Annotated in this window: 10 protein-coding genes; 4 read left to right on the top strand and 6 right to left on the bottom strand. The window is 45.2% G+C overall.

Going from position 1 to position 19,405, the window contains the following annotated elements:
- Window positions 1–6 precede the first annotated feature (6 nt).
- From B5F91_RS05490 to B5F91_RS05465, 6 genes are all read right to left on the bottom strand, one after another.
- Entirely contained in the window at window positions 7–3,516 is a 3,510-nt protein-coding gene (locus B5F91_RS05490) for a TonB-dependent receptor (RefSeq protein ID WP_087428093.1), read from the bottom strand.
- Between the two features lie 11 nt (window positions 3,517–3,527).
- Window positions 3,528–4,526 (bottom strand): FecR domain-containing protein, encoded by a 999-nt coding sequence (locus B5F91_RS05485; protein ID WP_087428092.1) that lies wholly within the window; start codon window positions 4,524–4,526, stop codon window positions 3,528–3,530.
- 71 nt (window positions 4,527–4,597) lie between these two features.
- Window positions 4,598–5,239, bottom strand: a complete 642-nt coding sequence (locus tag B5F91_RS05480; RefSeq protein WP_087428091.1) for an RNA polymerase sigma-70 factor — start codon at window positions 5,237–5,239, stop codon at window positions 4,598–4,600.
- Window positions 5,240–5,337: 98 nt separating this feature from the next.
- Complete coding sequence (locus tag B5F91_RS05475) at window positions 5,338–6,555, bottom strand: S-adenosylmethionine:tRNA ribosyltransferase-isomerase (RefSeq protein WP_087428090.1); 1,218 nt, start codon at window positions 6,553–6,555, stop codon at window positions 5,338–5,340.
- A 255-nt stretch (window positions 6,556–6,810) separates the two neighbouring features.
- Window positions 6,811–9,285 carry an AsmA-like C-terminal region-containing protein gene (locus B5F91_RS05470; RefSeq protein ID WP_087428089.1) on the bottom strand — a complete coding sequence of 825 codons (2,475 nt, stop codon included), beginning with the start codon at window positions 9,283–9,285 and terminating at the stop codon, window positions 6,811–6,813.
- Window positions 9,286–9,309: 24 nt separating this feature from the next.
- Window positions 9,310–9,648 (bottom strand): type II toxin-antitoxin system HicB family antitoxin, encoded by a 339-nt coding sequence (locus tag B5F91_RS05465; RefSeq protein WP_087428088.1) that lies wholly within the window; start codon window positions 9,646–9,648, stop codon window positions 9,310–9,312.
- Window positions 9,649–9,796: 148 nt separating this feature from the next.
- On the opposite strand from B5F91_RS05465, the gene B5F91_RS05460 reads away from it, so the two are divergent.
- From B5F91_RS05460 to meaB, 4 genes are all read left to right on the top strand, one after another.
- Entirely contained in the window at window positions 9,797–10,858 is a 1,062-nt protein-coding gene (locus B5F91_RS05460; RefSeq protein ID WP_087428087.1) for a DUF2027 domain-containing protein, read from the top strand.
- Window positions 10,859–11,056: 198 nt separating this feature from the next.
- A complete protein-coding gene (locus B5F91_RS05455; RefSeq protein ID WP_239416265.1) occupies window positions 11,057–16,738 on the top strand; it encodes an alpha-2-macroglobulin family protein in 5,682 nt (1,893 codons plus the stop codon).
- Between the two features lie 166 nt (window positions 16,739–16,904).
- Window positions 16,905–17,993: a DUF1573 domain-containing protein gene (locus tag B5F91_RS05450; RefSeq protein WP_087428185.1), complete on the top strand. Its 1,089-nt coding sequence runs from the start codon at window positions 16,905–16,907 to the stop codon at window positions 17,991–17,993.
- Between the two features lie 76 nt (window positions 17,994–18,069).
- A complete protein-coding gene (gene meaB, locus B5F91_RS05445) occupies window positions 18,070–19,161 on the top strand; it encodes a methylmalonyl Co-A mutase-associated GTPase MeaB (protein ID WP_087428085.1) in 1,092 nt (363 codons plus the stop codon).
- The last annotated feature ends 244 nt before the right edge of the window (window positions 19,162–19,405 follow it).

The following is a 19,405-nucleotide window of genomic DNA, read 5'->3' as shown; positions in this document are numbered from 1 at the left end:
TATTCTTTAGAATTTAATGTCAAAGCCAAAGGCAAATGTCTTACTGAAAGGATAAGCATTACCGTTACCAAGTTGTTCTGGGTCTACAGTACGGTCCGGATTATTCTTATACAGCGGAGAGAATGTCAGGATATTCTCACCCGACACATACATACGGATGCTTCTGATAATTTTCAGCTTCTGACAAATTCGTTCGGGTAAAGTATATCCAAGAGTGATATTCTTCAACCGCACGTATGCCGCATTCTGAAGGTATTTGTCCGAAATGACTCTTAACTGCGAACCTTCATAGTTTCCTCCCTCATTTGCAGCATAGACAGCCAGACGTGGGAAGTAAGCATCCTGATTTTCAGGTGTCCACGACATAGATTCTATGCTCTTCGGATAGAAGTTGAGGTACTGACGGGTAAAAGGTCCCCAGAAATATCCGTTATCATCGCCAGGCCACCAGTCCTGTTTCAAAATGCCTTGGAAGAATGCGGAGAAGTCGATACCTCGATAATTAAATCCTAAGTTGACACCTAATGTATATCGAGGTGTAGTATTGCCAATCTGACGTAAATCACCGTGGTCACTTAGCGTTTGTTTTCCCGGAGTGATTTCACCATCTCCATTAATATCCATAAATTTCAAGTCACCCGCTACCGGATGGTTAACCAAATAGTAGTTACGGATACGCTGGTTCACTAACAATTGGTCGGCATGGGTCAAATATTCATCATCGGTCTGGAAGAAGCCTTCGATGGTATATCCCCATATTTCACCCAGTTCTTTCCCTACATAAAAGTCGTCTATGTTTCCGCTCGGATTGTCGAAGCGAGTAATAACAGTGCGGTTATCTGCAAGGTTTACTCCGATATTATATTCAAAAGGAGCGTCCCACAAGTTGAAACGGTCTCTCCAGTTTACCGACAATTCAAAACCTCGTGTACGCAAGTCTGCAGCGTTCTCTTCCGGTTCTTCTGTACCGAATACGGCAGGAAGTTCCTTACCCTGCGTCAACATATCGCGTGTATCACGCTGATACCAGTCAAACGAAGCCGAAAGGCGGTTGTTGAAAAACGACAAGTCAATACCTGCATTAATGGTTTGAGATTTTTCCCAAGTGAAATTGGAAGATATAGCACCTGGTGTACTCAAGTAATTCAAGTATGACCCGTTTGCAATATAATTCCCCTGATTTACTTTCATTTTGGCTATATAATCGTATTCACCGACATTCTGATTGCCTAACGTACCGAATGATAAACGCAATTTCAGGTTATCCATCCACGAACGCAAAGGCTCAAAAAATTTCTCTTCACTCATTCGCCAAGCGACTGATCCCGATGGGAATATACCCAATCTGTTGTCATGAGGGAATTTAGACGAAAGATCAAAACGTCCGTTAAATTCAATCAAGTATTTCCCTTTATAATCGTAATTGAACCGATAGAAAGCAGCACGGATAGCCCATTCCGCTTTCGAACCCAACAAATCAATATTTTCACCGGTAGCTAGATTGAATGACCCTAAATCTTCCGAGATAGGTCCGCTACGCATAGCAACCGTACGCTCCCAGCGTCTCCACTCTTGGTTGAATCCGACCATCGCCTTCAAGTTATGATTGTTATTGAACGTATGGCTGTAAGTGGCAAACGCATTGATAGCTTGGTATTGTGAATGCCAATGCCTTTCCTTATACAACTCCGTATTAGGTTTATAGTCTGTCACTCCAGCTCCGCCCGGTTGGTTGGTGTGAGGAGTTGACACACGCAACTGACGTGAATAAGGGCTTTCTTTGCGGAATGTATAATCGGCATTCAAATCCAATCCTTTGATAGGAGTATATTGAATGCTGAATGTATTCATTAAATCATACTCCGAGTCCGTTCCATGACTCTTGCCATACGTCAGGTCAGCAAAAGTACCGTCAGCAATGTCACGTCCCGGAGAATAAGGACTGTTAATCATGATTGAGCCATCCGGATTATGAGGAAGGAACAACGGAGAAGCGTGATAAGTATATTTCCGCCAATCCTCATCGTTATTATTTCCGCTCATATCGCGGGCATTGGTCACTGGATAATCGTAATCGCTCATGTAAATATTGGTAGAACTTGTAAATTTCAAGTTATCCAATATCTGGAAATCCACTTTCGAGCGCAAGGTGTAACTTTTCATCTTATCAGGATTGATACGATAAATTCCGTCACGCGAATAGAAACGTCCAGATAGATAATAACGCACACGGTCTGAACCTCCAGAGATGTTCAGGTTGTGTTCCATAGAAGGCTGATTGCTACGGAAGATATAATCCCACCAGTCCGTATTGCCATAATGTACATACCGTTCCACACCGTCTATCGTCTTTATCAGCACACTGGGAAGCGAAGGGTCTTTCTTGCGGGCTTCCATATAAGCGTAATCTGCTTCAGTATAGCCCAAATAAGTGCTCGTATTTTCCATCAAACTCAGCTTATCGCTTAACCGTGCCCATTCCAAACCATCGGTAATGAAATTATCTGTATTAATCGTCGGATTGCTCCAAGCAAAATGATTGGAGTAGTTCACCTGTATCCTTCCTTTTTCCGGATTCTTGGTGGTGACCAATACTACACCAAATGCGGCGCGGGCTCCGTAAATAGCCGCAGAAGAAGCGTCTTTCAATACTGTAACCGAAGCAATATCTTTCGGGTTGATGTAGTTCATATCCCCTTCTACACCGTCAATTAACACCAACGGCTCACCTCCATTGATAGAACCTTCACCACGCACGTTAAACGATGCTTTTTTATTAATCGCACCATCGCTGAACGATACATTGAAGTTCGGGATAAGCCCTTGCAAGGCAGAACCTGTATTGGCACTGATGCGGTGTTCGATTTCCTTGGATGAAATCTGCGCAACAGAACCCGACAAGTTCGCTTTCTTTGCCGTACCGTATCCTACAACTACCACTTCTTCTAACACTTCGGTATCTTCCTTCAATACAACATTTGCCAAAGCCTTATCTGTTGCTTTGAATTCCAATGTTTTGTAACCGATATAAGAAATATCTATCATTGCATTCTTATCTACATCGGATATAGAGAACTTACCATCTATATCGGTGATAGCTCCGTTCGAGGTTCCCCTCACTAATACACTGGCACCAATTACGGGAATACCTGTTTCATCTATTATTACTCCTGTTACATTCATGCCTTTTCCTACTTGCCGCGATTGTTCTTGCGGCTTCTTCGAAATGACAATCATTTTGTCCTGTACGGTCCATGATAATCCATTGTCAAGGATTTGCGCCATCACTTCCTCCAATGAAGCATTTTGGAAGGATGCGTTTACCTTCCTGTTCACGTCCACTTCGTCTGTTTTGTAAACAACAGACAACCCCGTTTGGCTTTCCACTTCTTTCAATACGGTCTTTAACGGAGCATTGCTAAACGTCTTGCTCACCGTCTGGGCATTCAACGTCATTGTACCCCACCCGAACGAAAGGCATAGGAACAGCCTGAGAAAAACTTTTCGGTTGTTCATAATTCTTTAATTTAATGGTTAATAGATTTGATATGATAAACTTGATTATCCCGTGTTACTGAAAATGGAATGATTTTTTGTAGTGCCCCGAAGATTTGCTCCAAAGTCTCATCATTCCGCAACGAAATGCTGAAGGTCTGAGACTTCAATCTTTCGTCTTCGATTTCAATCTCGACATTGAACCGGCGTGACAATTTTGCCATCAGGTTTTGGAAAGTGATGTTGTCGCTTACTAACTGATTGTCCATCCACGCATTCGATTGGGAAACATTAACCGAAGTGTGTTGCAATTCACCGGTACTCTTTATCAGCTTCATCTCCTCACCCGGATTCATGTCAATCGACTCATTTTTATAATTGACCGTAACTTTCCCTTCGATTAAGGTAGTGGAAATAAAAGGATCTCCCTCGTAAGCGGACACATTGAATTTCGTGCCTTTTACCACCACGTCATACCCTTGGGTACGCACGGTAAAAGGCATATCATTTCTCTTCGATACTTCGAAATAACCTTCCCCGCTCAATGTGACGATGCGCTCTTCTTCATTAAAATCCGTGGAATATTTCAATGTCGAACCACTATTAAGCCAGACTAAAGAGCCATCGGCGAGAAGTACTTTCGATTTTCCACCTAACGGAGCTTCGCTGATGAAATAAAAATCGCCATCTTCTTGATGGAAATAATACCAAGAAAATGTAACTGACAAACAAACTAAAATAACAGCGGAAGCAACAAATGAGCATATCCGCCAAAAAGAAAAATGGCGTTTGGGAAGTACTGGAGCAATGGCATCCTTTACTTGTATGCGTGCCTGAAGTTTTTGCCATTCTCGCTCTACGGCAGCATCCGTACACCCCGAATGCAACCATTCCCGTTCCCATCTGCGGAATAAGGTAAGATGACTGGGGCTTTCATTGATAAAACCGAACAAATCTTCTTCCGCATCACGAGAGATCTTTCCCTCAAAATAGCGGAATGCCAAATCGCGTATGTAAGAAAGTCTATCCATAGTGTCTGTTTTCTATAGATAGAACAATTAAAAAGGAGTTTACCCAACCTCCTTCGTGTGTTTTTTTAGAATTATCTAAAAAGCAAGGAAGACATAATAATAAGGTAGGATGTATAAGAAGTGTTATCTTTCAGATAATCAGAAATCAGCTTCAACGATTTAGAAATGTGTTTCTCTACCGCTGTGGTTGAGATGCCAAGCATCTCTGCTATTTCCCGATTTTTCAGTCCTTTAAAACGGCTAAGAAGAAATATCTCGCGCGAACGGGGAGAGAGGTGTGACAAAGCATCATCAATTTGCCGCTTCAAGTCTTCGTATAATACAGGTTCGTCCGCGCTTAACATCAAATCGGCAGAATACAGTTTTTCCTCTCCATTCAACTCGTTTAAATAATCGATAGGAATATGACGGACCAATGCACTATGCTTCAAGTAGTTCAGACATGCATTGCGCACCATTAGGAAAAGCAAGGAACTAAGCGATACAGCAGCCAGCAAATGCCTGCGCTCCCAAAAGGTCATAAAGCACTCTTGCAATATATCGCGCGCCATATCTTCGTCTTGCACAAAACGGACAGCATATCCCAACAGCCTGGGATAATAACGCTTGAAAAGATATTCGAAAGCGACATGGTCGCTCTGCTTGATATCATCCAACAAAGCCTCGTCCGTAGAGAAGCGATAAGAATTTGCTTGATTTAACTGTACCACCATAGCTTTACTAAATAAAATACATCATCGCAAATTTAGGAATTTGTTTTTTATAATATGTAACATTGGCATATATTTTGAATGAAGATTTTATTTCATGTTTAGTTCATCAGCAGCGATGAGTCCCCATAGCTCAAGAACCGGAAATCGTGTGACAGGGCATAATCGTAAATGCGCTTCCAGTCTCCTTTGACGAATGCCGAGACCAAGAGCAGCAAGGTGCTTTGGGGCTGGTGGAAATTGGTAATCATGCGTTTCACTATCTTATATTCGTATCCCGGCGCAATGATGATTTGGGTGCTGGTATGCAACGCGTCTAAGTGATTCCGGTTCATGTAGTCGAGAATCTGATTCAACGCTTCTACCGTACTTAGGGTAGGATGGGTTTCGTAGGGTTGCCATTGTTTCACGTGCAGGTCGGCTTCATTCGCATGGGGATGCTGGCTGAGAGTTACACCTATATAATATAGGCTTTCCAGTGTGCGGACCGAAGTAGTTCCTACGGCTAAGGCTTTTCCTTCATGCGCAATCAGCTTTTCGATGGTTCCTTTCGAAACCGAGATGTATTCGGTATGCATTTCGTGCCCTTCTATCTCTTCGCTCTTGACAGGCTTAAACGTACCTGCGCCCACATGGAGGGTTACTTCTTCCAAGTCTGCACCTTTGGCTTTCAATGCGTCCAATACCCGCTGGGTGAAATGAAGTCCGGCGGTAGGGGCAGCTACCGAGCCTTTTATTTTCGAATAAACCGTTTGATAAGTTTCTTTATCGCTTTCTTGTGTTTCTCTATTTAAATAAGGAGGGATAGGAAGTTCGCCGAACATTTCTAAAATATCGGCAAAAGTCACGCTGGGGTTATTCCATGTGAAGTCTATCCAATGGCTGGTGCCTCGTGCCTCGCCTCGTGTGGCGGTCAATGTAATTTCTTTGCCTTTTACCGTCAGTTGGCGGGTCAAGGGTCCTTCCTTCCATTTCTTTAGGTTGCCTATCATGCAAAGCCATGCCGCATGTTCGGTTTGCTGGAAATTCAAGGCGTAGTCGTTGGGCTGGATAGGCTCTAAGCAGAAGATTTCTATCAAAGCTCCGGTCTCCTTGCGGAAATGAAGCCGTGCTTGGATTACTTTGGTATTGTTGAAAATCATTAAAGTGCCCGGTTCGATGTAATCGGGCAGGGAAGTGAAATGTGTTTCGCTGATGTCTCCGTTCCGGTAAACCAATAATTTCGACTGGTCGCGCACCGGAAGCGGGAACTTAGCGATACGCTCATCGGGCAGATTGTAATTATAATCGCTGATATGAATGTGTTTGGTATCTTCCATATTGTATGCATGTTTTTTTATGGACGGGCAAAGGTACGGTTTTCCGGTCAGATAGCCAAACTTTCATTTATGCATTTCATGTCGGGCAGGTGTGTGTTTAAATACATACGGCTTCGATGGCAAACGAAGTTGGCTTCATCAACGATTGAACTTAACTTCATCAGCCATCGAAGCCGTATGCATCTTTGTCAGTATCCAGTTGACATTTTGACATAAAACAGGCGGGCGTATATGCCTATCTTATTCAGGGATTTTTTACTTTTTCTTCTTAAACAAGTCGCGTGCCTTATCGAGAATGGATTTCTTTTCGCCCGATTCGCCTTCTTTATTATCTCCTCCTACGATGCCTTTCAGGGCTTGTTCGGCTGCATTCTTGGCAAGGCTTGCCATGTCGATGCCTACCTTGGGCGATGTGAATGTACCGCCGATGGTCATGTCTACCGTTCCTAATGCCGAGCCGATTCCTCCCGAAGGCAGGGTTATCTTGCCGGTATAGTCTATGGTTTGGTCTAAGCCGGTAGAGCCGGATAAGTTCATTGTATAGTCACCCAATTTCAGGTCGAAAGGTTGGGTGTTTACCCGTCCGTCCTTAATTTCGAAGCCGAGGTTAAGATCTTTCACTTCAATCTCTTTCATCGAAGGTTTCTTCACGATGTCTGCTACCTGGTCGATAAATTTCACTCCGCTCAGGCTTAAATCTTTGGTAGATAAATTTCCGCTTCCTTGCACTTTTTGCATTACGGGACTCATGTTTTCGTTAAGCGGTGTATCTATTTGCAGGTTGCCCGAGAAGTTTCCTTTCAGTCCTTTGAAGATAGGAGCTAATTGCTGTACCAGCCCTAATTCTTGATAGGCTTGCGCAAAACCGATGTTCTTCATGTCGAATCCCGCGTTCAGATGAGGCTGGCTGGCTTTCGGAGCCGAATAAGCGCCATTGGCGGTGATGCTTCCTCCCATGGTGTTGAAAGAAAGGTTCCGCATGTCTATCGTGCCGTTCTTGACCAGCAATGTACCGTTTACGTTCTCTAATTTCATCTTGTCGAACAACACTTCTTTCAGGTTTGCCTGCATGTTGAAATCCAGGTTTTCGGGGATGCGGATCGTTCCGGTAGAAGAGGTTGTAGCGGTCGTATCTGCTGTAGCTTGAGCTTGTACCGCTGTAGTGTCGGTACTCATGAAGTCGTTCAGATTCAGGTGGTTGCTGCTGATGTTGAGGCTTCCTTTCAAGGTTGAGCCTTTTAACGCATAGCCAAGATAGTTTTCGAACCGGCTATCCAAAGTTACGTCATTGTTGCCTATATTGACCGTGGTTTCGCTCAATTGCAGGTATCGGGGCGAGAACGAGAAGGTAGAGCGTTGGATAGCTACGGTTGGCAGGTCTTTCATATTCAGCTTCATGCCGTTCAGGCGGATGCTTCCTTCGGCTTTCATTTTGTCGTATTGCTCTTTTTCGATATACGATAATTTCCCGGCGAGGTTCATATCTGCTTGTATCGTACCGTTAAACGACATGTCTTCCAGCGGATAGACATCTTTTATCTTGCCTAAGTCGAGCGTTCCTTTAGCCGTAGCTTGCAGGTCGGGGTCGCTGGTCGGGGTTTTTACAATGGCTTTCAGGCTGAACGGATTACCTGCCAAAGTGAAGTCGAACGGATTGATAGTCACTTCGGTGGCATCGATATTCCCGCCCGGATTCTTAACCGTGGCAGAGATGTTGATGCCGTCTACTCCGGCTGGCAAAGACGGATAACGGAACATGGCGTTCTCTACATTGAGTGCCACTTCAAACTGGGGCATTTGTTCTTGCGTCAATGTGCCTTTGGCAAAAGCCGTAAGTGAAGCTTTTCCGTCAGTCTTCAGGTCTTGGAAATCTTTGGCATAGATGGCGGGGATGAGTGAAAGCAACTCTTTGAAGCCTACTTCGTTCGTGTTCAGCTTGATATCCATGCCTACACCGTCTTTTTGCATAGCAGCCCATCCGTCAATGTTCAGTTTTATGGCATTCAGGCTGATGGAATTGTCTTGCAAGGTAAATTTATTGTTTACGAGGTCGGCATCTACGTTCATGTCGGCTTCCAGTGCCGCACGGTTTAAGAAAGGTACGCCTCCGGTGCGATAGGTAAGCGCAGGTGTTTTCAGTTCCAAGTCTACGAGGGTCCGTTCGCTTCCGAAATCGCCCGAACATGTAGCTTTCAGGTTTTCGATTGCGGCGTACATACCTGCTTGGCGGTCATCGTAGCTCACAGACAAGTCTTTGACAGACAGTCTTTTCAGTTTGATTCGGAAAGGTGAACTTTCGGCAGAAGTTTCTTGAACGGTATCTTCTTCGGCGGAAGCCTTCATTACGTCCCAGTTGGGCTTGCCGTCCTCTAATACGATAGCCTTTACTTTGGTGTCCTCGATGATAATCTTGGAAATGTCGTATCCGCTATCTCCGAAAAGAGAAAATAGGTTGACCGCCGCAGTCAGTTCTCCGGCTTGGATAAGCGTATCGTTCTCGAATGCTCCCGTACCTTTCAGATAGAAATCTTCTAATGTGACCGAAGCGGACGGGAAGTTGCGTAACAAGCTGATGTTGAGTGCGCTAAAATCAAATTGTGCGTTAAGCATCTTGTTCCCTTCTTGCTTTACAATCTTTTCTATTTTCCCTTGAAAAGCAAACGGGAGTACCAAAAGCAGGATTAGAATCACGCCTACCGTGATGCCTGCAATTTTTAAAGCCTTTTTCATAATTTGCCTCCTATATAAGTTAAGTTACATCATAGCAGAGATTTGTTTTTCTACAGCAGCTTTGATAAATGCATTTATCGAAATTCCGGCTTGTTTGGCAAGGATAGCGATACGGCTATGTGTTTCGGGCGATAGGCGTATGTTCAACGAGCCGGAATAGCTTTTGTGCGGTTCGATGCCTTCTTCTTTACAATATGCCAAATAGTCGTCTACCGCCTCATGAAAAGCTTCCGTAAGTTCTTTTACGCTTTCTCCTTCGAAATTGACCAGTCCGTTAATGCCTTCTATTTTACCGAAAAACACATTATCCTTTTCGCTAAAAGCTACCGAACCGATATATCCTTTGTAAGTCATTGTATTCATAAGCCTCTCCTTTCAACCGATGCAAATGTAATTGTTTCCCAATTGCACAACAAGAAAGAACAGGGATTTTTTTATCAGTTATCTGTTATCTTATCGAAAATAACTATCTTTGTCTACCAATAGACCATTAATAAAAAAGAGAACGAGTATGAAAATAGGAGATAAAGTGCGCTTCCTGAGCGAAGTGGGAGGCGGAATTGTGAAAGGATTCCAAGGGAAAGACATTGCGTTGGTGGAAGGTGAAGACGGATTCGAAATACCGATGTTGGTGAAAGAATGCGTGGTAATCGAGACCGATGATTACAATATCCCGTTGAAATCGGCTAAGAAAGCGAATGTGCCGGAAGTGGTGGACGAAGAGCCGGAAGAAGAAGAGGAGGAGAAGCCTGTTACGTACCGCGCGCCGGAAATAAAAGGGAATGATGTGCTGAACGTGTATTTGGCATACGTCCCGCAAGACGTGAAGGCGATTTCCACTACGGCTTTCGATGCTTATTTAGTGAATGACAGCAATTATTTTATTGATTATCTGTATCTTTCCGCCGAAGGGAAAAACTGGACTTTGCGTAGCCGGGGGACGGTGGCACCCAATATGAAGCAGCTTTTGGAGGAGTTCGAAAAGAGCGAGTTGAACAATTTGGAGCATGTAGCCGTGCAATTGCTTGCCTATAAGGATGACCGTACGTTTTTATTGAAACCGGCTATCAACATGGAATTACGCATTGATACGGTGAAATTTTATAAACTTCACACGTTCCAGCAAACCGATTTCTTTGCCGAACCCGCTTTGGTGTACGACATTGTGCGTGATGATGAGGAGGTGAAGCAAGTCTTCGTTTCGGCGGATGACATTAAGGAGGCATTGTTGCAAAAGGATGCTTCGGATAAGCCTAAAATGCCGAAAAAGCACCAGCCGAAGGTGAAGAACGACATTGTGGAGGTTGATTTGCATATCCACGAGTTGCTGGACGATACCGCTGGCATGAGCAATAGTGAAATGCTTAATTACCAGTTGGATGTATTCCGTAAGACCTTGGATGAATACAAGAACAAGAAAGGCCAGCGCATCGTGTTTATCCACGGAAAAGGGGACGGTGTGTTGCGCCGGGCTATCTTGGACGAATTGAAGCGCAAGTATAAGAATTATTCCAGCCAGGACGCATCGTTCCGCGAGTATGGTTTCGGGGCAACGATGGTCACGATACATTAATCTTCGTGAACGCGCCTTTATATCGAAGGAGGAAGGCAAATATATGCATACGGCATTTCATCTGTTTGCATCGGGCGATGAAGACAGGTGCGTGAAGCGATGCATATATTTGCCTTTCCGTTTTTGATTCTTTTAATACGAAAGAGTGCAGTAATTCGGGAAATATTTCGTTTCTTTATAAAACAAATTTGAATTGATATGAAAACGAAACAAATTTTGTCTTGGCTGATGATGTTTTTCATTGGCATGGCCTCTTCTCCGGTGTTGGCTCAAAGTTATGACCAGCTATGGAAAGAGGTGGAGACATATCAGAAGAAAGACCTGCCTAAGTCGGTGATGGCTACGGCGGGAAAGATTTACGAGAAAGCAAAGAAAGAACGCAACTTGCCTCAGATGATGAAAGCGCAACTGGTGCGCTCTTCTTCGCAGGTGTCGCTTACTCCGGATAGTGCCGAAGCCGAATTTAAAGCATTGAAGGCTTGGGCAGAGCGGGAGACCGATACCGTGGCGCGTGCCGTGCTGAATAGCCTGATGGGGACGATGACACAGGGACGGAAGGTATATACGACGGAAGAGGTGATCCGTTATTTTCGTCTTTCGGTGGAAAATAAGGAAGTGCTGGGACATACTTCGGCAAAGGCGTTCCGTCCCATGACCGAATCGGGAAAGCGGAGCGAAGCGTATTTCGATGATAATATGTTGGATTTGCTCACCCGCAGAGCTATTCAAGGCTTGGTTTCCACTGGGCTTTATGCGGAAGACCGGATGATGAAGGCGGAAGCGTGTCTGGATTTCTATGACGGATTGATTGGCTTTTATGAAAAGGAGCAGAACCGTCCGGCGGCATTATTAACTAAGGTGGCGAAACTTTGGTTCCAAAAGGTACGGCTGGATGATTTCAAACCCTATCGGCTTTCGGATGAGGAAATTATCGAAGGCTTGCGTAAGTTGATTGAAACCTATTCGGATGTGTCTGTTTGTGCCGATGCATACGTCAAGCTGGGTGATGTGTATCGGGCAAAAGGAGATTTCGTAAAAGCCGTGGAGACGGCTCGTGAGGGCTTGAAGAAATATCCTAAAGGGGAATGGGCGAAGGACTTGCAGACGCAGATTGATTACATTACCCGTCCCGAATTGAGGCTTCAAATCCCGTTTATTTATCCGGATTATGAAGCGGATTTGAATGTGTCGTATGCCAATCTGGAAGGGGTGACGCTCGAACTTTACCGGTTGGACCTTCCGGCGCAAGCAGCTCAACTTCAACCCCGTAATGATATCAAGCAAGAGACGCTGATTAAGCAATACGGGAAAAAAGTAGCTTCTGCTTTTTATGCATTAAGTCCTACTACGGACTATAAGCAACGTGATACCGTGTTGCATTATACCTTGCCCGAAGAAGGCATCTATATGTTAAAACAGATTCCTAAAGGAGAAAAGGAAGGCATTGATTATGCGTTGCTCTATGTATCACCCTATCAGGCGATTGATGTACCCGTATCGGGCAACCAGCGCGAGTTTATTGCGGTAGACCGTCTTACGGGTCAGTCGGTTCCGGGAGCGGAAATTGTGACGTATAAGCTCAATTTTTATCAATCGGATACCGATTATGAAGTGTGGAACGTACATCGCACCGATGCCTGTGGACGCACATTGATTACGATGCCGAAAAGTGTTGAGTTTTATTATCAGGTACGCACACCGGGGCATGAATCGATGGCAATAACCCAGTTGTATGCGAATGGCATTGTGAATAGCAAGCCTTCGGCGGAGTGGACGCGGAAGGTTTCGTTATTCATCGATCGCTCTATTTATCGCCCCGGTCAGACGGTGTATGTATCGGGCTTGGTTTATGAGCAATTGGGCGATTCTACTCGTGTGGCGAAACACACAAGTGATAAGTTGAAAATCTATTCTGGTTCTCAAACTGTAGGAGAGGTGGAGGTAAGTACCGATGAATTCGGTGTATTCTCGCATGAATTTACCTTGCCCGGAGATTTGCTCCCCGGTGTGTATTACGTATCAGGATATAAGAGCATACAGGCTATAAAGGTGGATGAGTACAAACGTCCGACTTTCGATGTGCAGTTCAATCCGTATAAAGATGCATATACAATGGGAGATTCCATCCGGGTATCGGCTGAAGCAAAGACTTACGCTGGTGCTCCGGTGCGCAATGCCTGTGTGAAATACACCGTGACCCGTACTGGCATGTCGTGGTTTCGTTTCCGGGGCGTATCGGAAGAATTGGCATCGGGTGAAATGCAGACCGATGCGGACGGGAAGTTCTTTATCGGCGTGAACTTGGAGAAGCCTTTGGTGGAAGAGGACTACACCTATTATATATATAAGGTAAAAGCAGAAGTGACCGATGGGGCGGGAGAGACTCACGAAGGCGAGTTGGCTTTGCCTATCGGAAAGCAGAGCTTGGGCTTGCAAATCAATGGATTGAATGCGAATGTAATGCGCGAGAAGCAAGAGCGCATCCAGTTCCAAGCCTTGAACCTGACTAACCAGCCCGTAAAGGTGGAGGTAAGTTATAAAGTCTATGCCTTGGACAAGGAAGGCAAGAAAGGCGGTTTGCGCTATGAAGGCAAAGCCGTTTCGATGCAATCGTTCGTGCCTTCGGGAGTATGGGCATTGGCTTCGGGCAAGTACCGTATGGAAATCTCCGCACAGGATGAGCAAGGCAGGGCTTGCACCGCAGAGCAAGACTTCACGCTATTCTCGAAGGCAGATAAGGTATCTCCTTCGGATGAGATTGCATGGTTTTATCAAGACGGAGACACTTTCGGAAGCGATACTCCTCCGACCTTCTATATCGGGACGAGCGAAGAAAACGTTTCGCTCTTTATCAATGTGTATGATAATCAGAAACGCATTGATACACAAGAGGTGAAGTTGAATCGGGAAATGAAAGCATTCAGTTATCCGTATCAAGCAAGTTATGGTGATGCGATAACCGTTTCATTTACTTTGATGCGGAAAGGAAGCCTTTATACCAACCAGTCCCGGATTATCCGTCCTGAACCCGATAAACGATTGGTGATGAAATGGGAGACGTTCCGCGATAAGCTCCAGCCGGGCACGCAAGAGACATGGACACTTCATATTGCCCGTTCTTCGAGGATGCCGGCAAAAGCCAACCTGATGGCAACGCTCTACGATGCTTCGCTGGATGCGTTCCGCAAACACGATTGGCGGTTCGGGCTTTCTTTCCCGCGCTCTTCGATGTATGTGCGTGCCGATTTGGCTTCGGCTTATCAAATGGTTTGGATGTCGGGTAATTTTCGGGTGTCTTATCCCGATAGCGGTTGGGATTTGCTTTATGGCGATTATAGTAAGTTGTATGAGGCGAATCATTCTTCTTTACGCATACGTGGATTCGCATTGAGCCGGAGTAATGCGTTGGAGGAAGTGATGATGGATGTCATCCCATTGAGCCAATTGGAAGGAGCGGACATAGCCGATTTGCAGGAAGTTGTGAGTGCGCCTACGGCTGCTCCCAGTTTCCAAATGAAGAAAGGGAATGCAGGAGGAGGTGAAATACAGATGAGTATAGCCGAAGTGGCGGAAGGAAGTGCGGAAGAAGCCGCACAAGTTCCGATGCCTGCCTTGCGCGAGAATTTTGCCGAGACGGCTTTCTTCTATCCCAACCTGCGCACGGATTCGTTGGGGAATGTAAGCATTTCCTTTACCGTGCCCGATGCTTTGACCCAATGGCGTTTCTTGGGCTTTGCTCATACGCAAGAAGTGGATTATGCCTTGTGGACAGATACGGTGCAGACCTCGAAGCCCTTTATGGTGCAACCCAATTTGCCTCGCTTCATCCGAAAGGGAGACCGTGCGGTTATCGCTTCTTCTTTGGTTAACTTGTCTATGGAAGCCGTATCGGGTACGGCGCGTATCGAATGGTCTGACCCTGTAAGCGGAAAGGCTGTGGCGCACGATGCGCAACCTTTCTCGGTAAGCGAAGGCGAGACGGGAACGGTGCAATTTACTTTCGAGGCACCAGACATATATGATGTATTGGTCTGCAAGATAGTTGCGGAAGCCGGTGCATATACCGATGGCGAGCAGCACTATTTGCCGATACTGACCGATAAACAATGGGTGACCGAGACCGTGCCCGTACAATTGAATGGGACGGAGACAAAACAAGTGAATACCCAAGACTTGTTTAACAAGCAAAGCAAGACTGCATCGGAGAAACGCCTCACGGTAGAGATGACCGCCAATCCTGATTGGTATGCCGTACAAGCGCTTCCTGTAGCGGGCAATCCTTCGGATGAGGATGCCTTGTCATGGGCTACGGCATATTATGCCAATGCCTTGGCTTCGCACATCGTGAAGTCGAATCCCCGCATCGAAGAAGTGTTTAAGGCATGGAAAGCAAACGGTGCAGGCAAGGAAACTTTGCTCAGTAATTTGGAACGCAATCAGGACTTGAAGAATCTCTTGCTCTCCGAAACACCTTGGGTGGCTGAGGCTACAAATGAAACCGAACAAAAACGACGCGTCGCCTTGCTCTTCGACCTGAACTCGATGGGCAACCGCTTGCAGACGGCTATCGATAAGCTTTCGGCATTGCAATTGCCCGATGGCTCGTGGAGCTGGTATAAAGGTATGACGGGAAGCCGTTACATCACTACGCATGTAGCAGAGATGTTGGCACGTCTGCAAGCGATGGATGTAAAATTAGATAATGGTGTCGGGAATATGTATGTGCGTGCGATAGATTATTTGAAGAAAGAGGCGCAAGAAGCGTATGAGGACTTGAAACGGCGGGATGCTGAAAAAGAACCGTACGTGTGGAGAGACGAGCAGATAGTACATTATTTATATATATGTGCTATTGACAAGTTGGCGGCAAATCATGCGGATAAAAAGGTGAACGATTATTTTATCTCGAAGTTAACGGATTGTTCATCTGAATATACGATTTATGGAAAGGCGATGATAGCCATGGTGATGCAAGGGGCGGGAAAGCCGGACCAAGCTTCGGAGTTGATTCAATCCATTAAGGAATATGTGGTCGGTACGGAAGAAATGGGCATTTATTTCGATACCCGGAAAGCGCAATATTCGTGGATGAGTTATAAGATACCGACCCAAGTGGCTGCAATGGAAGCTATTAACCGCATTGCTCCGGATACGGAGATGCTGAACGGCATGAAGCAATGGCTCCTGAAGCAAAAGCAGGTACAAGTGTGGGAAACCCCGATAGCTACGGCGGATGCAGTATATGCGTTCCTTTCTATGGGAGGAAATAAGTTGAATCAAAGCGGAAGTATGGAAGCGTCGGTAGGCGGAACTACGTGGCAAACCCCGCAAGATGCCTTAGGATATACTCGCAAAACCTTTACGGGAAGCGATGCAGATGTAAGCGAAATCCGCATAGCCCGCACAGGTGAAGGTCTGGGTTGGGGTGCCGTTTATGCCCAATACTTGGAAGATATGGATAAAGTGTCTTCTGCAAAAGGTACGGGATTGCAAATCGAACGCACTTTCTTCCGCGATGGGAAGGAGTTAGACTCTAAAACGGTGTTGCACGTAGGCGATAAGGTGACGGTACGCCTTACCATATCGGCAGACCGGGATATGGATTTCATTCAGGTAAAAGACGAGCGTGCCGCTTGCATGGAGCCGGAACAACAACTTTCAGGTTATCATTGGGGTGGAGGCATCGGCTATTACTTAGTGAGCCGCGACGCATCTACTTCGTTCTTTATCGACCAATTGCGTAAAGGCACGTATCAATTGGAATATACGGTTTACATCGACCGTTCCGGAACGTATCAGGCAGGTATCGCTACTATTCAGTCGGCGTATGCGCCTGAGTATAGCGGGCATACCGCAGGCGAAACTTTAATAGTGGAGTAAATACGTACGTTTATTTGAAACGCAGATTTTCGCAGATGAATATTAAAAAATCTGCGTTAATCCGCGTTAATCTGCGTTTCATCTTTATTTCCAAGCCTTCTTTTTTTGTCTGTCTTTGATTTTCTCTTTATCTTTGTTCACTCAAAACAAACAAAGACAGAAGATGATGAAACGTATTTTATTTCTATTCAGCATATTATTCGTGACGGTTCTATCCGTACAAGCCCAGCCGAAAATTTCTTTCGACCGTGAAAAGCAGGATTTGGGCTATCTTCTTTGGCGTAATCCGACTACCGTTACTTATGCGTTTACCAATACGGGTGATAAGCCTTTGGTGATTTCGAATGTGACGGCTTCGTGCGGATGTGTCAATGTGGATTGGACCAAGCAACCCATTCCGGCGGGAGGGAAAGGAACGGTCAGTGCGGTATTCGATGCCGAAGCTATCGGGCATTTTTATAAAGAAGTAGGCGTATATTGTAATGCTTCACCAATGCCTATCTATTTGGAATTTAATGGAGAAGTGACCGCCGATCCCAAGAATTATTCGTTTACACATCCCTACGGATTTGGTTCAGTACGTTTGAACCAACAAGAAATTGAGTTCGAGAAAGTTAATAAAGGTGACCGTCCGGAATTTACGATCTTGGTTGCTAATACCTCCAGCAAGGTTTATACACCAGTGTTGATGCACTTGCCTCCTTATCTTTCGGCGAAGGCCACTCCCGAAGTCTTGGGACGTGGTAAAAATGGGAAGATAGTAGTGACGCTTGATACCGACAAGTTGCCTAAGCTTGGCATTACCCGCACTTCGGTGTATTTGTCACGCTTTTTGGGTGATAAGGTCGGTGCGGAGAATGAGATACCTGTATCTATAGCTTTGCTTCCTGATTTCTCGGGTATGACCGAACAACAGAAGAACAATCCTCCACAGCTCTCTCTCTCGGCTACTCAACTGGAATTTACGGGATTAAAGCCGACACAAAAGAAATCGCAGAATATTGTGATAACTAATACGGGCAAGTCGAATTTAGAAATTCAAGATATGCAGGTAAACAGTATAGCTCTTGGCGTAAGTCTGAAGAAGACGGTTCTGAAACCCGGTGAGTCAACTAAAATGAAGATTACGGTATTGGCGGAGAATTTGCCTCGAGTGAAAGGAACACCGCGTGTCTTGATGATAACCAATGATCCGGCAAAGCCTTCGGTCACGATTCGGGTAAAAGCGGAATTGCAATTATCAATTAACAATTGACAATGGACAATTGATAATTATTTTATTTTTCATCCGCATGGCAAATTGTCAATTATCAATTAATAAAAAGATAACTATGGAACACCCTGAAAACAGCGATGCATACAAAGGATTGACGGTAAACCAGGGCATCGAACAACCTGCTGCGGTAAATCCGTATCTGAAAGCAAGAAAACGTCCAAAACGCCGCCAGTTTACGGCAGGTGAGTATGTAGAAGGTATCCTAAAAGGAGATATTACAGTACTAAGCCAAGCGGTCACGTTGGTAGAAAGCGTGAAGCATGAACATCAGGCATTGGCGCAAGAAGTAATAGAAAAATGCCTGCCTTTTTCAGGTAATTCGATTCGGGTAGGCATTAGTGGTGTGCCCGGAGCAGGCAAGAGTACTTCGATCGATGTATTCGGATTGCATGTTTTAGAGAAAGGAGGAAAGTTGGCAGTGCTTGCCATTGATCCCAGTAGTGAGCGTTCGAAAGGAAGCATTTTGGGGGATAAGACCCGTATGGAGAAACTTTCCGTACATCCCGATTCGTTTATCCGTCCCAGCCCTACGGCAGGTTCGTTGGGCGGGGTGGCACGTAAGACACGCGAAACTATTATCTTGTGTGAGGCGGCTGGCTTTGATAAGATATTTGTAGAAACGGTCGGAGTCGGGCAGAGCGAGACGGCGGTACATTCGATGGTGGATTTCTTCTTGCTTATCCAACTTGCGGGTACAGGTGATGAATTGCAAGGTATCAAACGGGGGATTATGGAAATGGCGGATGCCATTGTCATCAATAAGGCAGACGGAAATAATATTGAGAAAGCCAAATTGGCAGCGGCTCATTTCCGTAATGCACTTCATCTGTTTCCCGCTCCCGAATCGGGCTGGATGCCGAAGGTCTTGACCTATTCCGGATTTTATGGCATCGGCATCAAGGAAATATGGGACATGGTTGACGAATATTTCGCTTTCGTAAAAGCAAACGGATATTTTGAACACCGGCGCAACGAGCAGGCAAAATATTGGATGTATGAAACCATCAACGAACAATTGCGGGACAATTTCTATAACAATCCACAAATCACTCCGATGCTGGCATACGAAGAAGGACAAGTGCTTTCGGGCAAAACCACTTCTTTCTCTGCCGCCAAGCGTTTGCTCGACACTTATTTTGGTAAATGAAGAATGAGTGATATAACTGCATGGCAGGTGCAATATAACTGCATCGCCGACACGATTAGTAATCGTGCCGGTATTGCAGTTATATCGCTAATATGGTCGGATGGGCAAATAGCGGGCAATCATGTATTTTATAGTCAGTTTCTAAGAAGCTGTTTTGATTTCATTCGATAAATCTGTTAAGCATGATTTGGATGAATGCAATCTGTACCATAGCTTCTGCGGTTTCAGCAAGGAATTCATAATC

It is taken from the genome of Bacteroides sp. An322, from assembly GCF_002161765.1.
Taxonomy (GTDB): domain Bacteria; phylum Bacteroidota; class Bacteroidia; order Bacteroidales; family Bacteroidaceae; genus Phocaeicola; species Phocaeicola merdavium.
The sequence above is the reverse complement of the archived record's forward strand: the minus strand, read 5'-3'. Positions and strand labels throughout refer to the sequence as shown.

Excerpts from the sequence above, each read along its gene's own strand:
- B5F91_RS05490 (WP_087428093.1), bottom strand. The coding sequence starts at position 3,516 with ATGAACAACCGAAAAGTTTTTCTCAGGCTGTTCCTATGCCTTTCGTTC.
- B5F91_RS05485 (WP_087428092.1), bottom strand. The coding sequence starts at position 4,526 with ATGGATAGACTTTCTTACATACGCGATTTGGCATTCCGCTATTTTGAG.
- B5F91_RS05480 (WP_087428091.1), bottom strand. The coding sequence starts at position 5,239 with ATGGTGGTACAGTTAAATCAAGCAAATTCTTATCGCTTCTCTACGGAC.
- B5F91_RS05475 (WP_087428090.1), bottom strand. The coding sequence starts at position 6,555 with ATGGAAGATACCAAACACATTCATATCAGCGATTATAATTACAATCTG.
- B5F91_RS05470 (WP_087428089.1), bottom strand. The coding sequence starts at position 9,285 with ATGAAAAAGGCTTTAAAAATTGCAGGCATCACGGTAGGCGTGATTCTA.
- B5F91_RS05465 (WP_087428088.1), bottom strand. The coding sequence starts at position 9,648 with ATGAATACAATGACTTACAAAGGATATATCGGTTCGGTAGCTTTTAGC.
- B5F91_RS05460 (WP_087428087.1), top strand. The coding sequence starts at position 9,797 with ATGAAAATAGGAGATAAAGTGCGCTTCCTGAGCGAAGTGGGAGGCGGA.
- B5F91_RS05455 (WP_239416265.1), top strand. The coding sequence starts at position 11,057 with ATGAAAACGAAACAAATTTTGTCTTGGCTGATGATGTTTTTCATTGGC.
- B5F91_RS05450 (WP_087428185.1), top strand. The coding sequence starts at position 16,905 with ATGAAACGTATTTTATTTCTATTCAGCATATTATTCGTGACGGTTCTA.
- meaB (WP_087428085.1), top strand. The coding sequence starts at position 18,070 with ATGGAACACCCTGAAAACAGCGATGCATACAAAGGATTGACGGTAAAC.